15 protein-coding genes and 1 riboswitch are annotated in these 16,445 nt (G+C 43.1%); of the genes, 12 read left to right on the top strand and 3 right to left on the bottom strand.

The annotated features are described in order from the left end of the window. Nucleotides 1-184 precede the first annotated feature (184 nt). Together der and L3V25_RS15555 are read left to right on the top strand one after the other, a co-directional pair. Nucleotides 185-1,690 carry a ribosome biogenesis GTPase Der gene (der, locus tag L3V25_RS15560; RefSeq protein ID WP_089123484.1) on the top strand — a complete coding sequence of 502 codons (1,506 nt, stop codon included), beginning with the start codon at nucleotides 185-187 and terminating at the stop codon, nucleotides 1,688-1,690. A 475-nt stretch (nucleotides 1,691-2,165) separates the two neighbouring features. Beyond that, nucleotides 2,166-2,411 carry a zinc ribbon domain-containing protein gene (locus tag L3V25_RS15555; RefSeq protein ID WP_237296412.1) on the top strand — a complete coding sequence of 82 codons (246 nt, stop codon included), beginning with the start codon at nucleotides 2,166-2,168 and terminating at the stop codon, nucleotides 2,409-2,411. A gap of 102 nt (nucleotides 2,412-2,513) precedes the next feature. On the opposite strand, the gene L3V25_RS15550 is transcribed toward L3V25_RS15555, so the two are convergent. Next, on the bottom strand, nucleotides 2,514-4,271 hold the full coding sequence (locus L3V25_RS15550; protein WP_237296375.1) for a sensor domain-containing phosphodiesterase: 1,758 nt from the start codon (nucleotides 4,269-4,271) through the stop codon (nucleotides 2,514-2,516). 41 nt (nucleotides 4,272-4,312) lie between these two features. Beyond that, a complete protein-coding gene (gene xseA, locus L3V25_RS15545; protein WP_237296374.1) occupies nucleotides 4,313-5,644 on the bottom strand; it encodes an exodeoxyribonuclease VII large subunit in 1,332 nt (443 codons plus the stop codon). Between the two features lie 348 nt (nucleotides 5,645-5,992). On the opposite strand from xseA, the gene guaB reads away from it, so the two are divergent. The 10 genes from guaB to L3V25_RS15495 all read left to right on the top strand — a co-directional run bounded on the left by guaB (nucleotide 5,993) and on the right by L3V25_RS15495 (nucleotide 15,522). Beyond that, entirely contained in the window at nucleotides 5,993-7,456 is a 1,464-nt protein-coding gene (guaB, locus tag L3V25_RS15540) for an IMP dehydrogenase (RefSeq protein ID WP_089123480.1), read from the top strand. A gap of 153 nt (nucleotides 7,457-7,609) precedes the next feature. Next, nucleotides 7,610-9,187 (top strand): glutamine-hydrolyzing GMP synthase, encoded by a 1,578-nt coding sequence (gene guaA / locus L3V25_RS15535; RefSeq protein ID WP_193001086.1) that lies wholly within the window; start codon nucleotides 7,610-7,612, stop codon nucleotides 9,185-9,187. Between the two features lie 201 nt (nucleotides 9,188-9,388). Further along, nucleotides 9,389-9,489, top strand: a riboswitch (TPP riboswitch). Between the two features lie 97 nt (nucleotides 9,490-9,586). After that, on the top strand, nucleotides 9,587-9,748 hold the full coding sequence (locus tag L3V25_RS15530; protein ID WP_237296373.1) for a hypothetical protein: 162 nt from the start codon (nucleotides 9,587-9,589) through the stop codon (nucleotides 9,746-9,748). Between the two features lie 34 nt (nucleotides 9,749-9,782). Further along, nucleotides 9,783-10,541 carry an ABC transporter ATP-binding protein gene (locus L3V25_RS15525; RefSeq protein ID WP_237296411.1) on the top strand — a complete coding sequence of 253 codons (759 nt, stop codon included), beginning with the start codon at nucleotides 9,783-9,785 and terminating at the stop codon, nucleotides 10,539-10,541. Further along, nucleotides 10,534-11,334, top strand: coding sequence for an ABC transporter permease (locus L3V25_RS15520; protein WP_089140483.1), 801 nt, complete (start codon nucleotides 10,534-10,536; stop codon nucleotides 11,332-11,334). The genes L3V25_RS15525 and L3V25_RS15520 overlap by 8 nt, the downstream gene beginning before the upstream one ends. A 100-nt stretch (nucleotides 11,335-11,434) precedes the next feature. Further along, nucleotides 11,435-12,382, top strand: a complete 948-nt coding sequence (locus tag L3V25_RS15515; RefSeq protein WP_237296372.1) for an ABC transporter substrate-binding protein — start codon at nucleotides 11,435-11,437, stop codon at nucleotides 12,380-12,382. A 61-nt stretch (nucleotides 12,383-12,443) separates the two neighbouring features. After that, on the top strand, nucleotides 12,444-13,106 hold the full coding sequence (gene tenA / locus L3V25_RS15510; protein WP_237296371.1) for a thiaminase II: 663 nt from the start codon (nucleotides 12,444-12,446) through the stop codon (nucleotides 13,104-13,106). Nucleotides 13,107-13,125: 19 nt separating this feature from the next. Continuing rightward, a complete protein-coding gene (gene thiM / locus L3V25_RS15505; RefSeq protein WP_237296370.1) occupies nucleotides 13,126-13,920 on the top strand; it encodes a hydroxyethylthiazole kinase in 795 nt (264 codons plus the stop codon). A gap of 38 nt (nucleotides 13,921-13,958) precedes the next feature. Next, nucleotides 13,959-14,573 (top strand): thiamine phosphate synthase, encoded by a 615-nt coding sequence (gene thiE / locus L3V25_RS15500; RefSeq protein ID WP_237296369.1) that lies wholly within the window; start codon nucleotides 13,959-13,961, stop codon nucleotides 14,571-14,573. Nucleotides 14,574-14,688: 115 nt separating this feature from the next. Beyond that, nucleotides 14,689-15,522 (top strand): ion transporter, encoded by an 834-nt coding sequence (locus L3V25_RS15495; RefSeq protein ID WP_237296368.1) that lies wholly within the window; start codon nucleotides 14,689-14,691, stop codon nucleotides 15,520-15,522. On the opposite strand, the gene L3V25_RS15490 is transcribed toward L3V25_RS15495, so the two are convergent. Then, a complete protein-coding gene (locus tag L3V25_RS15490) occupies nucleotides 15,519-16,373 on the bottom strand; it encodes a LysR substrate-binding domain-containing protein (RefSeq protein WP_237296367.1) in 855 nt (284 codons plus the stop codon). The genes L3V25_RS15495 and L3V25_RS15490 overlap by 4 nt on opposite strands. Nucleotides 16,374-16,445 lie beyond the last annotated feature (72 nt).

Below are 16,445 nucleotides of genomic sequence, written 5' to 3'. Positions count from 1 at the left end.
ATTTTATCAGTATGAGTAATCGGCTCCTATCCAACTCGGATTATAGGAGCCGTTGTTATTCTTAGCTATGCTATTTAAGTGGTTAGCTAAGAATGTGAATAGATTAAGTAGTTATAGGTAACCATCATGTTGATGATCATTACCTATAACTACTGATGTGATTTTAAAGATTGTAGAGGTAAATATGATTCCTGTAGTGGCTCTAGTTGGGCGTCCAAACGTTGGTAAATCCACGTTATTTAATCGTCTTACACGTACACGTGACGCGCTGGTGGCTGACTTTCCAGGCTTAACTCGCGATCGTAAATATGGTCAAGCTAAATCGGGTGAGCATGAGTTCATCGTGATCGATACTGGCGGTATTGATGGCACCGAAGATGGCGTAGAAACCAAAATGGCTGAACAGTCATTAGCGGCGATTGAAGAAGCAGATGTCGTTTTATTTATGGTGGATGGCCGTGCTGGTCTAACCGTAGCCGATGAAGCGATCGCCCGTCATCTACGCATGCGTGAAAAACCAAGCATGCTAGTGGTTAACAAAGTTGACGGTATTGATGCTGACGCGGCAAGTGCTGAATTCTGGCAACTAGGCATGGATAAGATTTATCAAATCGCAGCAGCGCATGGCCGTGGTGTTATGAGCCTAATTGATAAAGCATTAAAACCATTTTCAGATGAACTTGCAGCAGAGCAAGCACTACTCAATGGTGGGATTGAAGATCTTACTGGCGATGTAGATGTGGAAGAAGAGCAGCTTGAATACACGGAAGAGCAAGCGGAAGCTGAGTTCAAACGTCTACAAGATCAGCCGATTAAACTTGCTATCATTGGTCGACCAAACGTAGGTAAATCAACCCTGACTAACCGTATTCTGGGTGAAGAGCGTGTCGTAGTTTACGATATGCCAGGAACCACTCGTGACTCTATCTATATCCCGATGAAGCGTGATGAGCGTGAATATGTGTTGATTGATACTGCCGGTGTTCGTCGTCGTAAGCGTATTAATGAAGCGGTTGAAAAGTTCTCGGTCATTAAAACCTTAAAAGCGATTGAAGATGCCAACGTGGTATTAGTGATCATTGATGCTCGTGAGAACATTTCCGATCAAGATCTTAGCTTATTAGGCTTTGCGCTCAATGCGGGTCGTTCACTGGTGATTGCGGTGAATAAGTGGGATGGTCTTGATACAGATGTCAAAGAGCGCGTGAAGAAAGAGCTAGACCGTCGTTTAGGTTTCGTTGATTTTGCTCGTATTCACTTTATCTCGGCATTACATGGTACGGGCGTTGGACATTTGTTCGAATCAGTACAAGAAGCGTATAAATCTGCTACGACACGTGTTGGTACTTCTGTGCTAACTCGCATCATGAAGATGGCGCAAGATGATCACCAGCCGCCGCTTATTCGTGGTCGCCGTGTGAAGATGAAATATGCCCACGCCGGTGGTTACAACCCGCCAATCGTGGTGGTGCATGGTAACCAAGTAAAAGATCTACCGGATTCTTACAAGCGCTATTTGATGAATTACTTCCGTCGTTCTTTGGAAATCATGGGTACACCAATTCGTATTCAATTCCAAAATAGTGAGAACCCATTTGAGAATCAAGCGCCAACCAAAAAAGCGGGCTATTCTGAAGAGCAGAAGCGTAAGCGTATGGTGAGTTTGATTAAGCGTGGCCGTAAGAAGTAGTTTTCTACACGCACAATAAGCTGTAACGTTAAATACCACTCCAATTGAGTGGTATTTTTGTATATAGCCAAGTGACTCTAAGCATATCTATCTATCTTGAAATCACTTGGGTATAGATAAGCGTACTGGAAGCATGAATACCAATTAGAAGTCACTTCTCCTGTGAGACGATGATCTTTTGGTTTAATAGCCTAAATAGCGTTTTTTGGAATATCGAAAATATCGGATCGTGGCGTTTTAAAAATAAAATTTAGATTTTTATGCTTTTTAAAATTGAAATGCAGAACATGTAACTTATGCTTTCGGCATATGGTGATATAAATATTCTTAATGGGGTAGATCGCTGATCACGGGGTAGAAAGCGGAAGATCGGTGAAAGATCTATTTATCTTATCTGAAGTCAGTAAATTTTTTTGTCTTGCTAGGATAATAGTACTATTGAGTTAAATCTACAGGTATTTTTACAGAGGTGATTATGAAGCAGGATTTATGCCCTTCTTGTCAGGGGGAATTAACCTTCGATGCTAGTGGCAACAAGGGAAGTGAGCAATATCAATGTCATGCATGTCAGCATAACTATACGTGCGTAGCCAAGTGTCCAGACTGCCAGCAAACGGCAGACAAAATACAGGCCTGTGGCTCGGTGAGTTACTTCTGTTCTCATTGTAATGAGCTTAAGTCTAAATCGCGTATTCTATTTGAGTACCATGACGCCCTTTAAACAGGAAGCGGTACGGCGCCTATTTGCCTGATAGCGGTAGGTACAAAAAAGCCAGCGAGCATAATGCAATACTTCGCTGGCTTTGAATTTCAAATGTTGTCGTTATTTCGAGGAATCAAGGTAGGTTGATTCAAAATCTTCCGGAGAGAGTGGACGATCCCAGTAGTAACCTTGCATAAAGTCACAATGCAGCGATTGTAGATTTTGGCAGATATCTAAACTTTCCACCCCTTCAGCCACCACTTTCAAGTCCAACATCTTACCTAGCGATAAAATACCTTTCACCAGTTGTTCTGATTTTTTAGAGCTGTTTAAGCTAAAGATAAAGCTCTTATCGATTTTCACAATATCAATCGGGAAGTCATGCAAGTGGCTTAAAGAAGAAAAACCCGTTCCAAAATCATCCAGAGCGATTTTTATGCCTAGTTGAGACAGTTCCTGACAGTGCTTCATCACTTGTTGTTGATTATCAAGTAGTGCGGTTTCTGTCAGTTCTAGCAAAATATTATCTGGGTTAATCTGGTACTGCTTCAATTTCGCTTTGATCTTATCGGTAAAATCATCTTGGCTAAATTGCGTGCTGGAGATATTAATGCTGATATAAAAGTCAGGATTATTCTTCTCCTGCCAGCGCTTCAAGTTTTCAAGCGCTTGCTCGATGACCCAATCACCGAGTCTCACCATCGCGCCACACTTCTCTGCTAGAGGAATGAATTCATCTGGGTAGATCATTCCCAATGTCGCGTTATTCCAACGAACTAGGGCTTCACAACCTACAATCTGATTGGTTTCCGCTGAGATAATAGGCTGATAGTTGAGATAAAACTCATCATTTTCAAAAGCACTTGGGAATTGTTGCATGACTTCATAATGATGCTGACGCAGTTTTTGTTGGTCAGGATTAAAGATATGAAATGCTTTACTGGAATGTGCTCCTTGAGTACAAGCAACGGTCGACATATCAAGCACTTCTTCAAAGCGGTACTCATTGTTGTAAGAAAAGGCACAACCAATGCTGATTGGAACGGTGATTTTTTTATCGTTTAAATTGATCGGAGAGGAAAATAACTCGCGTAGCAAACAAGCTAGATTTTCAGTTTCACCGGCTAATGTATCGGGAGATTGAGAGTTAAGAACCAAGATCATTTCAGAGTTACTGATGTAGTAGATTTCTACTTCTTTAGGAATACAGCTTTTGACCTGCTTATAAAACTCTTGAGTTAACCTTTGCGCATCAATCAAGCCAAGATTATCTCGAATATCAAATGCTTGAATATTGCGAATAAAGAGAATGGATAAATTGAGATCATCTTTATGTGAATATTTGAGTTGGCCTAGCGATTGAGTCGGTAAGTTGGTGAGAGAATGATAATGATCGCGCTCTTGAAGTTCATCGCTTAATTTCAGATTTTCAACATGCATAGCTAGTGAGCTTTCAACTGAATTAGCCAGTAGTTGCATTAAGCGTTGAAATTTCTCGTCAAACTCGCGTTCTTTGTTATCTAAAATACAAAAAGTGCCGAAAGTACTGCCATCAGCAAAATGAATTGGTAAGCCATAGTAGGCGACCATGCCGAGTTTGATATCAGGATTGTCTTTCCATTTATCCAACTTTAGAGCGTTGGAGATATGCAAAGGAGAATCTGTTTGTACCACATGGTGACAGTATAAGTTATGACACAAGGCTTCCTTAGCACCAATCTGGTAAGGATTATCAGCCCTATTATTATTGGCCGCTATGACTTCCATGCTATCGGCATTTTTACGCATAATCAGCGCGACCGGCACTTCGGTAAGGTCTGTAACCAAGTTTACGATCTCTTGCCATAGTGATGGCCAAATTTCTTTATGCTGATTCAAATCAAGCCTCGATATTGGAGTGCATAGTGATCAAAAAATACTCATACAATAACTGAGTATATATCACCATCAATAAATTTCGTGTTAATTGTCTGACCTGAACGGAGTTGTTTAGCATCCGTGATCAGCTTGCCATTTTCATCTCGGGTTATCGAATAGCCGCGCTTTAAAGTGGAAAGGGGGCTAACGGTATCGAGTTTTTCCGCTTGAAGAGAAAGTCGATAGTGTTGATTTAATAAATGTTGGTTGATTGCTTGGATCAATCGTTCTTTATTATTTTTTAGGTGGTACTGATTACGTTCAATCGTCTTATTTGGCGAATAAAAATTGAGTCGTTGTTGAGCTCGATCCAATTGATTTCTTGATTGTGTTAGCTGCCTAGTTAAAGCTTGCTGCATACGAAAAGAAAGGTCATCTAACTTTTGGCTTTGCTTTTCTAACTGGTAGCGAGGATGCTGCTTTTCTAATGCAAATTGTAATCGATTGAGCTGCGTTTTTTGCTGGTGGCGATAATGACGCCAAGCACTCATTAACGCTTGTTGCTTGCTTAAAATGGTTTGTGCTTTATGGCTATTATCTCGGCTAACTAGTTCAGCCGCAGCCGATGGCGTTGGTGCACGTACATCGGCAACAAAATCAGCAATCGTGACATCAATTTCATGGCCAACCGCGCTGACAATCGGAATTTGGCTTGCCGCTATAGTTCTAGCCACAATTTCATGGTTAAAACACCATAGATCTTCTAACGAACCACCGCCACGTCCAACGATTAAAATATCGCATTCATTACGGCTGTTCGCTCGTCCAATCGCTTGGGCAATTTTAAATGCGGTGTCTTCCCCTTGTACCGTCGTTGGGTAGACGATGACAGGTAGACTAGGATCGCGACGTTTTAAAACATCGAGAATGTCATATAAAGCCGCGCCGGTTTTGGACGTAATCACCCCAATACGTTTGGGATTATCGGGCAGGGGCTTTTTAAGGTGCTGAGCAAATAAGCCTTCACCGGCCAATTTCATTTTTAGTTCATCGAACATTTGTTGTAAGCGGCCATCGCCTTCAGGCTGCATACTTTCGACGATCAATTGGTAGTCGCCACGTGGTTCATATAAAGATAAACGCGCTTTAACGAGAACTTGGTTACCATTAAGTGGTTTAAAACTCACTCGTCGGTTATTGCCTTTAAACATGGCACATTTGACTTGGGCGCGAGCATCTTTTAATGAGAAGTACCAATGGCCAGAAACCGGCGCTGAAAAGTTTGATAGCTCACCAACAAGCCATACAATGCCCATTTCATTTTCAAGTAGCATTCTGACTTCGGCATTTAAACGAGAGACGGTAAAAATATTGGGATTAGAATTTAAGGTCATTGGTCGCCATTTTTAGATAAAAAAGAGGTAAGCAATCGATTTCATTATAACGTTAGTTGGCTTTTGAGCCTAATAGTGTTGGCTATTTCGAGATAAAAAACACGTCCGATAACATTAATAAATGAACGAAATTTATTCATATTTTTAATCAATAATTTTACTGATGAAAATATCATAAAGAAACTATCAAAAACGGCTAGTCAAACGATTGCGTGAGGCGTATAATCCCGCTGCAATATCAAATCCCAAATTCATTTTGTTATGCGAAACGATGAAATGAGTTTATCGCGGAGAGTTCAGGCTCAATGCGGGATTTATTCCTCCAAAACTCTTATGTGAGATATTGCAATGTTACGAATCGCTAAAGAAGCTTTAACGTTTGATGACGTACTGCTCGTCCCAGCACACTCCACTGTTCTTCCAAATACAGCTGATCTTCGCACTCAGTTGACTAAAAAGATCACCCTTAATGTACCAATGATCTCTGCCGCTATGGATACGGTAACAGAAGCTCGTTTGGCTATTGCTCTAGCTCAAGAAGGCGGTATCGGTTTTATTCACAAGAATATGTCGATCGAGCAACAAGCTGAAGAAGTTCGCTTAGTAAAAATTTACGAAGCGGGTGTGGTTAGCAATCCTGTGACAATCCGTCCTGATGAAACCATTGCTGATGTAAAAGCATTAACCGAGAAACACGGTTTTGCTGGTTTTCCTGTTGTGACAGAAAGTAACGATCTTGTCGGTATTATTACCGGTCGTGACGTGCGTTTTGTAACCGATTTAACCAAAACTGTTGAACAAGTAATGACACCAAAAGATCGTCTTGCTTCTGTAAAAGAAGGCGCATCAATGAGTGAAGTTCAGCAATGCATGCAAGCCCATCGTGTTGAGAAAGTATTGGTCGTCAATGACGCTTTCCAACTTTCAGGCATGATCACGGCAAAAGATTTCCAAAAAGCTGAACGTAAACCGAACGCTTGTAAAGATGAGCGCGGCCGTTTACGTGTTGGTGCTGCAGTTGGCGCTGGCGCAGGTAACGAAGAGCGTGTTAAAGCGTTAGTTGAAGCCGGTGTTGATGTGTTATTGATTGACTCATCACATGGCCACTCGCAAGGCGTACTTGATCGCATTAAAGAAACACGCGCTCTATACCCTGACTTGCAAATCATCGGTGGTAACGTAGCAACGGCTGCCGGCGCTCGTGCACTTATTGATGCTGGTGTTGATGCGGTTAAAGTGGGTATTGGCCCGGGTTCTATTTGTACTACTCGTATCGTAACAGGCGTAGGCGTTCCACAAATTACCGCTATTTCAGAAGCGGCAAGTGCAGCAGCTGAATTTGGCATTCCTGTGATTGCTGATGGTGGTATCCGTTTCTCTGGTGATATCTGTAAAGCGATTGCCGCTGGCGCATCTTGCGTAATGGTTGGCTCTATGTTCGCAGGTACGGAAGAAGCACCGGGTGAAGTCATTCTTTTCCAAGGTCGTTCTTACAAGTCTTACCGAGGTATGGGCTCACTAGGTGCGATGTCTCAAGGTTCATCAGACCGTTACTTCCAATCGGATAATGCTGCAGACAAGCTAGTACCTGAAGGTATTGAAGGTCGCATCGCATACAAAGGTCGCCTAAAAGAAATCATCCACCAACAAATGGGTGGTTTACGTTCAAGTATGGGCTTAACGGGTAGTGCAACCATCGAAGATATGCGTACTAAAGCTGAATTTGTTCGTATCTCAGGTGCGGGCATGCAAGAGTCGCATGTGCATGATGTGCAGATCACCAAAGAAGCGCCAAACTACAACAGAATGTAAGTTGTTAATCTATGGGGAAAAGTGAGTCATAACGGCAAAGCTTTACCCCAGATAATATTTTAAAGGTATGAGTGTTTGAGTTTAAACAAAGGGAAGCCAGTCTTCTCGAAACTCGTACCACACCCACTTTGATTAGATTATTAGAGAACACTAATGACAACCAATATCCATGCTGAACGCATTTTAATTTTAGATTTTGGCTCTCAATACACCCAATTGATTGCTCGTCGTATCCGTGAAATCGGTGTGTACTGTGAACTGTGGAGCTGGGATGTAGACGAAGCGGATATCCGTGAATTTAATCCAAACGGTATTATCTTATCGGGCGGTCCAGAAAGTGTAACTGAAGCTGGTTCACCTCGCGCTCCTGAATATGTTTTTAATGCTGGCGTACCGGTATTTGGTATTTGCTACGGCATGCAAACCATGTCTGAGCAACTAGGCGGTAAAGTTGCTGGTTCTAACGAACGTGAATTTGGTTATGCTCAAGTTAAGTCTGTTTCTGACTGTGCTTTATTCAAAAATATCGAAGATGCAATCTCTGAAGATGGCAAACCACTTTTAGATGTATGGATGAGCCACGGCGATAAAGTAGTTGAGATCCCAGCTGATTTCACCAAAGTTGCTCAAACCGACACTTGCCCGTATGCAGCAATGGCCAACGAAGAAAAACGTTTTTACGGTGTTCAATTCCACCCAGAAGTAACGCACACTCGTCAAGGCTTACGCATGCTTGAAAACTTTGTGCTGAATATCTGTGGCTGTAGCAAACTATGGACACCATCTTCAATCATCGAAGACGCAGTTGCCCGCATTAAAGAGCAAGTGGGCGATGATGAAGTGATCTTAGGTCTATCTGGTGGTGTTGATTCATCAGTGGTTGCAATGCTAATCCACCGCGCGATTGGTCCTAAATTAACTTGTGTATTTGTTGATAACGGTTTACTACGTTTAAACGAAGCTGAGCAAGTGATGGAAATGTTTGGCGATCACTTCGGTCTTAACATTATCCATGTCGATGCAGAAAACCGCTTCCTTGACGCACTAGGTGGTGAAGATGAGCCAGAAGCCAAACGTAAAATCATTGGTCGTGTATTCGTAGAAATCTTTGATGAAGAATCGAAGAAACTGAAAAACGCTAAATGGTTGGCACAAGGCACTATCTACCCAGATGTAATCGAATCTGCAGCATCGAAAACCGGTAAAGCGCATGTGATCAAATCTCACCATAACGTTGGCGGCTTGCCAGATGATATGGCGATGGGTCTGGTTGAGCCATTACGTGAATTGTTCAAAGATGAAGTACGTAAGATAGGTCTAGAGCTTGGCCTACCATACAACATGCTTTACCGTCACCCGTTCCCTGGCCCGGGTCTAGGTGTGCGTGTTCTAGGTGAAGTGAAGAAAGAATATTGTGATTTACTACGTCGCGCCGATGCTATCTTCATTGAAGAGCTTCACGCTGCAGATCTTTACAATAAAGTTTCTCAAGCCTTTACGGTATTCCTACCTGTACGCTCGGTTGGCGTAATGGGCGATGGCCGTAAATACGATTGGGTTGTGTCACTACGCGCGGTAGAAACCATTGATTTCATGACTGCACATTGGGCGCACCTACCATACGATTTCCTAGGTAAGGTTTCTAACCGTATCATCAATGAAATCGATGGCATCTCTCGTGTGGTTTACGATATTTCGGGCAAACCACCCGCGACGATTGAGTGGGAATAATTTTCCACCAACACTAGCTTGATATTAAGCATCCTTAAAGTCCGCATTTATTGCGGACTTTTTTTGTCCGTTATTTGGCCATGGCGCTCTCCTGACCAAAAGTGATAGCAAACGGAATACCTAGCTCTCATAAATGAATTCTAAATAGGAGTTATTATCAAAAAAGCATATTACTGATTTAAATGTCCTGTTATGATTTGCGCGTAATAGTCGGGGAGCCAAAGATTGGCTGAGATCGAAATTCGAGACCCGTAGAACCTGATTCAGTTAGCACTGACGTAGGGAACTATAACGCTTTGCCACTCGCCGAATCACCTCGGCAACCTTTGCGAATCTGATCTTCGATCCTTCCAAATGACGGCCAAAGCCAGTTCCTATACGTTGGTAATAGGAGTGGTAATGGCGAATTCTTCAATACAGTGTAATCCTCAGCAAATCTCTTCATCAAAAGAACCTAGTGCGCCTGTGATTTCAGGAGCTTACTGCGTTGATTTAAATCACTTATCGGTCATCCCACTTAATACCATCGCGATAAAGTTAGGCGTTAGCAATGTCTACTGAAGCTATGTCTACTAAATCTACGTCTCCTAGAGCTATGTCAGCTAAAACTATCGGCATTCAAATTACTAACGCTTGTTTGCAATATAAAGATAGCCAAACTCCTACGCTTTCAGGCATCAATATGCAGATCCCAGCAGGGCAATGGACGGTGTTGTTGGGGAAAAGTGGCTGCGGTAAAACCACGATTCTTCGCTACTTAGCGGGCTTATTAGCCGACAAAGTTGAGTGGCAAGGGAGCCTGACGACTACCGACAACTTACTGTTAACCGAGCATATCGCTTATATGGCTCAGCAAGATCTATTGCTGCCGTGGCTCAATGTGTTGGATAACGTTTGTTTAAGTTCTCGTTTTAATCATTCTCCAAGCGATTCTCCGCAAGAGCAGCAACGTGCGATCAAATTATTGCAGCAAGTCGGGCTGGTGGATTATAGCCATGCCAAACCGGATCAACTTTCAGGTGGAATGAGACAACGTGTGGCGCTTGCTCGCACCTTAATGCAAGACAAGCCAGTGGTATTGATGGATGAACCTTTTTCAGCGCTTGATGCCGTGACGCGACATAAATTACAGACTTTGTCAGCCGAGTTATTGAAAGAGAAAACCGTGGTTTTGATCACCCATGATCCACAAGAAGCTGTCCGGCTAGCCAATCAATTGTATGTACTGCAAGGAACACCAGCCAAAGCGCAATCTCTTGCGGTGCCAGAATCGCCGACTCCCCGAATATTAGATGGCGAATGCGCCGCGTTACAACAAGCCATTTTGCAGCAATTGGAGAAAGATTATGAGTGAGATGACTCAATACCAATCGCTTTCTCGCCGAGTGAGTCAAAAAGAGCGTGTGACGCATCCTGCGCTACGTTTGCTAGTTACGGTTGTGGTGATACTCGGCTTATGGCAGTTGGTTGTGGTGATGTTTGATATGCCAAGCTTTATTTTGCCTGCGCCAGTCGATGTACTGGATAAATTACTTACTCGATATGATGTGTTGCTTAAGCACACCTGGGTAACCGCGCAGGAAATTTTGCTAGGTCTTGCGCTTGGTTTATCGATGGGCCTGCTGTTCGCCTTACAAATGTTGATGTTTGAACCGCTCAAGCGTTGGTTATTACCGATTCTTATTGCCAGCCAGGCGATCCCAGTATTTGCTATCGCGCCAGTGTTGATGCTTTGGCTCGGTTATGGCATTGCATCGAAAGTGGTGATGGCAGCCATCATTATATTTTTCCCGGTGACGACTTGTTGTTATGACGGCCTGCGTAATACTCCAACGGGTTACCTTGATCTCGCCAAAACCATGGGCGCTTCTAAGTGGCAATTGTTACGCCATATTCAACTACCCGCAGCCTTACCCACCTTAGCTTCTGGGATTCGTGTCGCAGTAGTGATCGCGCCGATTGGAGCGGTCGTGGGGGAGTGGGTTGGTTCCAGTGAAGGCTTGGGCTATCTGATGTTACAAGCTAACGCTCGGATGATTATCGATGAAATGTTTGCCGCGTTATTTATTTTGGCAATGCTATCGATCGCTTTGTATTTCATCACCGATAAATTATTGAAAGCCGCTATTCCCTGGGAAAGTAAATAATTAGTCCCTTGGGAAAGCAAATAACGATCTCCAAGAATCGAAAGCTCAACAGAACCTAGTAAATCGTAAACCAACAGGACAATTTAATAAGGAATGATTCGTGAAAATAAACAAATTGATCAGTGCTGTCACTTTAGTTACCTCGCTTATTTCTACTAATGCGCTTGCCGCAGAAAAAGAAATGACCTTAATGCTGGATTGGTTCGTCAATCCAAATCATGGCCCAATTGTGATTGCCAAAGAGCGGGGTTATTTCAAGCAACAAGGTTTAACAGTCAATATTCAAGAGCCAGCCGATCCTAGTACTCCGGCTAAGTTAGTTGCAGCAGGCAAGGTCGATATGGCGATTTCATACCAACCTAGTCTAACCATTGATGTGGCAGCCGGTTTGCCTTTAATTCGCTCGGCAACTCTTGTCGCCACACCGCTTAATACCTTGATGGTGCTGGATAATGGAAAGAATGAAAATCTTGCAGACCTTAAAGGTAAGAAGATCGGTATTGCGATTTCCGGCAATGAAGGGGCAACGGTAGGCACTATGTTAGCGCAAGAGGACGTTGAGCTTTCTGATGTACAAATGATCAACGTTGGCTGGGCGCTATCGTCTTCATTAGCTTCTGGCAAGGTGGATGCGATTTGGGGCGGTCTACGTAACTTTGAAACCAATCAGCTAGCACTAGAAGGATATAAAGCGAAATCGTTCTACCCTGAAGAACATGGTGTGCCTGCCTATGATGAGTTGGTGTTTGTTGCCAATGCTAAAAGCTACGATAAAGAGATGATCCAAGCTTTCAATACTGCACTACAACAAGCCACTACTTATATCGTTAACCATCCAGAAACCTCATGGAAAGAGTTTGTCGCCTACGCACCCGATACGCTAGATAACGAGCTTAATCATCGTGCGTGGAAAGATACTTTAACCCGTTTTGCACTGCGTCCATCGGCAGTCGATCTCAAACGTTATGACGACTACGCCAAGTTTATGTTCGATAAAAAAATCATCGAGACGCTACCAAAAGCTAAAGATTACGTTCTTAGCCTTTAAGTTAAAGAGACTAAGTTGAGATTTAGTTAATTCGATATCGCCAATTTGAGATAACTACATTATGAAATACCAAGATTTGATCGACGCTTGTCAGCGAGATTGGCAGCAATACACCGAGCATGCTTTTGTTGAGCAATTGGCACAAGGTACTCTGGAGCAAGCTTGTTTTTTACATTATCTAAAGCAAGATTTTTTATTCTTAAAACAGTATGCACGAGCTTATGCATTGGCTATTTACAAAGCCCGTACTTTGGATGATATGCGCCGCGCTCTACCTACGGTACAGGGTTTACTTGATTCTGAACTGTCGCATCATGTGACTTATTGCGGCCAGTGGGGATTAACCGAAAGTGATTTGGAAAATGAGCCAGAAGATTTTGGCACTGTTGCCTACACCCGTTATGTGCTTGATGCTGGCATGACTGGCGATCTCGTCGATCTTTACGCTGCTTTAGCGCCGTGTTCGATTGGCTATGCAGTGATTGGAAAAAGACTGATCGAAGATGCCGATACCGTTTTGGAAGGCAATCCTTACGCAAGCTGGATAAATTTATACGGCGGCGAAGAGTTTCAGTCTGGTGTGGCAAGTGGTGCAGAGCACTTTAATCAACTGCTAGATGAAATTGATATTAATAGTCAGCGTGGCCGAAACTTGATTGAAGTATTTAAAACCGCAACTCGTATGGAAGTGGCTTTTTGGCAGCAAGGTTTAAACGTTAAATAGGGTTAATTGGAGAATTCACATGTTAATCGAACAAATTACTCAAGCGCTAACTTCGTTACGAGAGCAGAAGCCATTGGTCGTAAACATTACGAATTATGTAGTGATGAATAATACGGCTAATGCGTTATTGGCAATTGGTGCATCTCCTATCATGGCGCATTCAAAACAAGAAATGGCGGAGATGATGTCATTTGCTGGTGCGCTGGTAGTGAATATCGGCACGCTTGATAGTGCTTGGACAGAGCGAATGACTTATGCAGTAGAACAAGCCAATCTTCATAACAAAGTAGTGGTGCTTGATCCTGTGGGTTGTGGTGCCAGCCAGCTACGTACCAACACTTCACGTCAAATTGCTCAGTTAGCCAATAAGTTGATCATTCGTGGCAACGCTTCTGAGATTATTGCATTAGCCGGTGAACAAGCGCAAAGCAAAGGCGTAGATGCTTTAGATAGTAGTGATGCGGCATTAAGCGCAGCCAGTTTTTTGGTTAATGAGTATGGTGCGAGTGTGGTGATCTCCGGTGAAACTGACTACATAGTGAGTAATACACAAACCGTAAAACTCAGCAATGGTCACCCAATGATGCCATGCGTAACGGGGATGGGTTGTACGCTTAGCGCTTTGACCGGAGCATTTGCCGCCGTCGGTGATGAGTCTGGTTTAGCTGCCACAGCGGTGCTTGGTGTGGTGGGGGAGATTGCAGCGGAGCAAGCGCGCGGTCCGGGTAGTCTGCAAATGGCATTGTTAGATGAGTTATATCAACTTGATGTGCAAACGCTGAGCCAACGTCTTAAAGTAGAACGTCTTAAATGAGATCCTATAAACCTAGAGCGTGTGAATAAGGAAGCGCAATGAGCGACTATCGTTTGTATTTGGTCACCGATGATCAACAAGATTTAGCCACACTGAAACATGTAGTCAGTGAAGCGGTACTAGGTGGGGTTACCATGGTGCAAGTACGCGAAAAACATGGTGATGTGCGTGCTTTTATTGAACGAGCACAAGCCGTAAAAGATATTTTAACAGGTAGTGGTGTACCTTTAATTATCAATGATCGAGTGGATGTTGCACTGGCGATTGATGCTGATGGCGTTCATCTCGGTCAGTCGGATATGCCAGCGGACATCGCTCGTCGGTTAATCGGCCCAGATAAGATCCTTGGCTTGTCGATTGAAAACGAACAACAACTTGCGCAAGCCGATACTTTGCCAATTGACTACATTGGTTTAAGCGCCATTTTTGCAACACCTACTAAAACCAATACGAAAAATCATTGGGGCATTGAAGGTTTACAAAAGGCGCTGAATACCCTCTCGTTACCGATTGTCGGGATTGGTGGCATTAACCAAAGCAATATTCCTGAGTTAATGGCAACGGGCGTACATGGTTTGGCTTTAGTTTCAGCGATTTGTCATGCGCAAGATCCACAAGCAGCAGCCAAATACTTGTTAGGTTTAATGAGTTAATGACCATTGAACAGACGTGCAGGTAATACTCTGTTACGTCTATTCACTTTGTTATACCAAGAATCCACTTATCATGATGTGAGTTAATAACACGATATTCTTAAGGGATAAATTCTTGGAACAAACGTCTACCTTTTCGCACTTTCAGCGAGCTTTTAAACGCATCGATCAAAGCAAAAGTTTTCAATGGTTTGTGATTGCGGTGATCATCATTTCAGCCCTAACGGTTGGAGCCCATACCTATTCTTTACCTCCGACGATGGAGTCGGCACTCAACATCATGGATATCGCGATCACGGTATTCTTTTTAGTGGAATTAGTGATCCGCTATCTCGCCAGTGATGGTATCCGCTCTTTCTTTAAAAAGGGCTGGAATATTTTCGATACCATTATTGTTATCGGTAGCTTATATCCAGCAGCCGGCTCGACCATCCTTATCGCTAGGCTACTACGTATCTTCCGCGTGCTGCGTTTGGTTTCCATGGTGCCGGAGTTACGGGTACTGGTAAATGCATTGATAAAAGCGATTCCTCAGATGGGGTATATCGGGTTATTAATGTTTGTGATCTTCTACATTTACGCCGCAATTGGCAGCATGTTGTTCGCCAACATTAACCCAACCTTGTGGAGTGATGTGTCGATCTCAATGCTAACCCTGTTCCGAGTGGCGACCTTTGAGGATTGGACCGATGTGATGTATGAAACCATGGAAGTCTATTCATTGAGTTGGATCTACTACCTAACTTTCATCTTCCTCACCGCGTTCATTTTCTTAAATATGATGGTTGGTACTATTTTGGAAGTGATGTCAGAAGAGCATAAGCAACTACGCGAAGAGCAAAACCCGGATGCGGATACCATGGCGACTTCACAGGAAATGCAGATACTTAATGAAAAGTTGGACAAGCTACAAGCAACGCTAGCTGAAATGAATAAAAAGCAATCTTAGTTCAAGTGCTTATCTAAATAGTCGAGCAGTAAACGGACTTTAGTCGATAAATGATGGTTGTGAGGGTAGACCGCCCACACGCCATCATTTTTTGTTTGTAGCTGAGGCAATAGTGCGACCAATTGACCTGACTCTAGATAACTTTCTACGTAGTAGTCGGGCAGTTGAACAATACCAATCCCTTTGAGTGCCGCATCAAGCAACGCATAACCATTGTTGCACTTTAACGAGCCATTTACGGTTAACTTCCTGTTATGAAAACGCCAATAGTCTAGGGTTCCCACTAGGCAATTATGATGCTTGAGATCGTTCAAAGATTCTGGCTGACCATGTTGGCGTAAGTATTTGGGCGAGGCGCAGAGATATTGCTGCCTTGGACGTAACTTTTTCGCCATCATACTCGAATCATCCAACGCGCCTAAGCGGATCGCCAGATCGACTTTTTCTTCGGTAAGATCGACTAACTGGTTGGTTAACCAAAGCTCGATATTCAAGTCTGGATATAACAAACAGAAGTCATTAATTAATGGCGCAATATGACTTTCACCGTAGGCGATTGGCACCGAAACTTTAAGTTGCCCTTGCAAGCTATGATTGAGGTTGGTGACGGACAGTTCGGCTTCTTTTAATTGCTCTAAAATAGCCTGACATTGTTCAAAGTAATTTTGACCAATATCGGTGAGCTTAACTTGACGAGTCGTGCGATAAAACAATTTTACCGATAGTCGTTTTTCTAACTGATTCACCTGACGGCTGATTTGCGCGGTCGATACCGATAGGTGTTTGGCGGCCAAAGTAAAGCTGCCAGTTTCAGCGACTGCCACAAATTCTGAGATTCCTTGCCACTGCATATTTATCACCTATATGTATCAATCGATACTATATCCTACCCATTATTACCTACTGGTAAAAGTGTTTTGCAA

Origin of the sequence: Vibrio sp. CK2-1 (genome assembly GCF_021726515.1) — a bacterium.
In the GTDB taxonomy this organism is placed as follows: domain Bacteria; phylum Pseudomonadota; class Gammaproteobacteria; order Enterobacterales; family Vibrionaceae; genus Vibrio.
Note: the sequence above shows the minus strand (reverse complement) of the source record. Positions and strands in the feature narration are given on the sequence as shown.

What these genes read in the sequence shown, in the direction of transcription:
- der (WP_089123484.1), top strand. Translation starts at nt 185, where the DNA reads ATGATTCCTGTAGTGGCTCTAGTTGGGCGTCCAAACGTTGGTAAATCC.
- L3V25_RS15555 (WP_237296412.1), top strand. Translation starts at nt 2,166, where the DNA reads ATGAAGCAGGATTTATGCCCTTCTTGTCAGGGGGAATTAACCTTCGAT.
- xseA (WP_237296374.1), bottom strand. Translation starts at nt 5,644, where the DNA reads ATGACCTTAAATTCTAATCCCAATATTTTTACCGTCTCTCGTTTAAAT.
- guaB (WP_089123480.1), top strand. Translation starts at nt 5,993, where the DNA reads ATGTTACGAATCGCTAAAGAAGCTTTAACGTTTGATGACGTACTGCTC.
- guaA (WP_193001086.1), top strand. Translation starts at nt 7,610, where the DNA reads ATGACAACCAATATCCATGCTGAACGCATTTTAATTTTAGATTTTGGC.
- L3V25_RS15530 (WP_237296373.1), top strand. Translation starts at nt 9,587, where the DNA reads ATGGCGAATTCTTCAATACAGTGTAATCCTCAGCAAATCTCTTCATCA.
- L3V25_RS15525 (WP_237296411.1), top strand. Translation starts at nt 9,783, where the DNA reads ATGTCAGCTAAAACTATCGGCATTCAAATTACTAACGCTTGTTTGCAA.
- L3V25_RS15520 (WP_089140483.1), top strand. Translation starts at nt 10,534, where the DNA reads ATGAGTGAGATGACTCAATACCAATCGCTTTCTCGCCGAGTGAGTCAA.
- tenA (WP_237296371.1), top strand. Translation starts at nt 12,444, where the DNA reads ATGAAATACCAAGATTTGATCGACGCTTGTCAGCGAGATTGGCAGCAA.
- thiM (WP_237296370.1), top strand. Translation starts at nt 13,126, where the DNA reads ATGTTAATCGAACAAATTACTCAAGCGCTAACTTCGTTACGAGAGCAG.
- thiE (WP_237296369.1), top strand. Translation starts at nt 13,959, where the DNA reads ATGAGCGACTATCGTTTGTATTTGGTCACCGATGATCAACAAGATTTA.
- L3V25_RS15490 (WP_237296367.1), bottom strand. Translation starts at nt 16,373, where the DNA reads ATGCAGTGGCAAGGAATCTCAGAATTTGTGGCAGTCGCTGAAACTGGC.